This window comes from Desulfacinum hydrothermale DSM 13146 (assembly GCF_900176285.1).
Classification (GTDB): Bacteria; Desulfobacterota; Syntrophobacteria; order Syntrophobacterales; family DSM-9756; genus Desulfacinum; species Desulfacinum hydrothermale.
This window is the reverse complement of the sequence record NZ_FWXF01000050.1, coordinates 1-2724: the sequence shown is the minus strand read 5'-3', so window position 1 is coordinate 2724 and position 2724 is coordinate 1. Positions and strand designations below refer to the sequence as shown.

1 protein-coding gene is annotated in these 2724 nt (G+C 65.2%); it reads right to left on the bottom strand.

All coding sequences use genetic code 11. The annotated features are described in order from the left end of the window. Positions 1-2724, bottom strand: a 2724-nt coding sequence (locus B9A12_RS16505; protein ID WP_084059181.1) for a VWA domain-containing protein, incomplete at both ends; no start/stop codon positions are given.

Sequence of the window (2724 nt, the reverse complement as noted above, 5' to 3'; positions counted from 1 at the left end):
AGTATCCCAGGGGAAGGCGGGATGTGACCGGATGCAGGCGAAAGAGGCGGATCCCTTTTTCGTCCTGGACCAAAAGACGAATCCTTTCCATGGGTTCCAGGCGCACGTGGGCCTGGATGCGGGAGATCCATTCCCCCTGGATGATGCGGAAGACGCCCCCTTCGCCCGCCTCCACCCGATCGATGCGGTCTTTATCCGAAATGCCGGTTACCCGGAAAGAGAAGGTTTCCGAAAGGCGGGTGGGGGCTTCTTGCGGCAAGGTTTCCATGGGGACGGGTTCGCTCTTTCGAGTGACCCCCCACAGGGGGACCGTCACATGGCCGTAGGCGGTGTCATAGTATTGAAAGGAAGCGGCTCGGGCGGCCCCGGCCGGAACCAGGAACCCCAGAGCCCCCCGCACGGGATGGCCCGGTTCCACGGCCAGGGCGGTCCGGCCGGGGACCATGAGGGGATTTTCCAGCAGCCAGGTGATTTCCGACACAGGGTAAGAGCGTTCGTTGTTCCAGCGAAGGAAGCAGTGGCGTTTCAGGTCGGGAATGAGGTAGTCGGGGACCCGGTTTTCGTAGCGCACGGGCTGGACCTCTCCGCCCACCCAGGCGGCCGGGTGGTGGGATCCGTCGGGCAGGATGGCCACCTTTTGAGCCGGCAGGATGTTTTCCAGATCCAGGGTGAGGGCCAGGAACCGGTAGCCGTCCGGGGCGTCGATTCCCCGCAGGCGGCTGAGGAAAGCGGCTTCTTTGAAATGCATCCGAACGGCCTTGTTGTTCGCCGTGTAATCCAGGGGGATGCGCTTGATGACCAGGGCCTCTCGCCCCACCCGGTCGGAACCGGTGATGTCCGCCGCCAGTTCCGGGTCATAGGGGCGCAGCGGAGGCCCGGCTTTCCAGGTGACCGCTTCCGGGTTGGTTTCCACGTCGGCTTCCGGGGCGGGGGGAAAATCCACGTCGCGCGATGCCACGAGCGTCACATTCTCGCCAGCCGGGGTGTGATGGCGGATCTCCACGCGCAAAGAGGTCAAAGACAACGAGTCTTGCTGGGCTCCCATCTCCCGTGCAAGGTCCCGGAAGGTGCGGGCCACCTGGTCCAGGTCGGTGGCGATCACGTGGCGGCCGCCCGAAAGGCGGGCCGCCCGCGCAAAGACTTCTTCCTGATCTCCTTCCACCATGCCCAGCCACAGGCTCCGGATGCGGGCGTCCCGGATCACGCCCAGCAGGGTTTGAAATTCCTTCACGTCGTCTTCTTCCACTTCCAGTGCCGCATCGGTCAGAAAAACCAGGAAGCGCTGGGACGACGGGACCGCTCGAAGGGAATCCAGCGCCGCGCGCACCGCCCCTATTGTGTTGGTGCCGCCTTCACCCTTCATGAGCGACAGGGCGCGAGCCAGGGGCGGTCGGTATCGGGTCAGCACCTGACTCACCTTGACCTCGTCGCTGAAGGTGAGCAACTGGACCATGAAGTTTGCGGGAAGATCCTGCACGAAACGGCGCAGGGTCTGACGCACCCGCTCGATCCGATAGTCGCAGCCGGCCTGCTCAGGGTCGAGGTCCATGGAACCGCTGTTGTCCACCACCAGGCTGACCACGGGCTGGCTCCCCACCCTGGGCCGTGCCGGCCGTTGGAAGCGCACCCGGTAATCGTTGCCCAGGTTTTTCTGGATCCGCTCAAAGATGGGATCCAGGTCTTCCGGGGTGGAGGCGGCATAGTAGGCGCCGCCGGACAGGGTGGCCAGGCGCTTCAGGGTGTCCACGTCGCTCTTGTCCCCAAGGCCGATGGTGTAGACGGGAATCCCGGAGCGGCTCACCGCCTGCAGCACCTCGTCCTTGGTGGCCCGACTGCCCGGGCCGGTGTCGTTGTAGTTGGCATCCACGCCGTCGGTGAAGACCACCAGCGCCGGCCGGTTCTTTCCCTGCAATTCTTTCAGACCCAGGAGGATGGAGTCGTAGAGGGCCGTGGCCCCGTCGGCCCGCACCCGGCGGAGCGCCTTCAGCAAGGCCGCGCGGTCGGCCGCCTGGATCTTTTTGGGCCGGGTGTCGAAATCCACGGTCGTGATCCTGGCATCCGGCGGCAGACCCCGGATGAAATGGGCCGCGGATTCCAGGGCTTGCGACATCTGGTGTTTCATGGACCCGGAAGAATCCAGCAAGAGCAGCACGTCCAAGGGGGTCTTGAGCCGTTCCACGGAAAGGATCCGGGCTTCGACCCCGGCTTCATGGATGCGCACATTGTCCCGCGTGGCCTCGATGCCCAGCCGATCGGCGTTCAGGAGCGCCACGTCCACCGTTCCGATGCGGGAATCGCCCGACGCGTCCAGGATCTCCACCCTTCCCGTCTCTTCACCGCCGAAAGCGCGGGCCAAGGAGGGCGGCCAGTCCACCACGGTGATCCTGCCCGGCTGGACGGGCACCAGGTGGCATTCCAGCTGCGTGAAGCCTTCCAGGTTCTCTTCCTCGTTTTCAGGTTGCACCACGAGGGTCCAGTAGCCCGGGGGCAGCCAGAAAATCGTCTCGCCCAGAGGCGTGCGATCCCCTTCCAGGGCTTCCTCCTGGAAAGCCGGGTGGTCGATCTCATCGTCAAATTCGGGAACGGCGGAGGCGCGCCCGTACGCCACATTGCGAACCCGGATGCCCCCCAGAGCGTCCCCCGCCCGGATCGGTTCCAGCGGGGGCCCTGCGCTCCAGCGGACCTTCACCTGGAGTCGCTCGACGCCGTCGAAGAGGCGGAGGG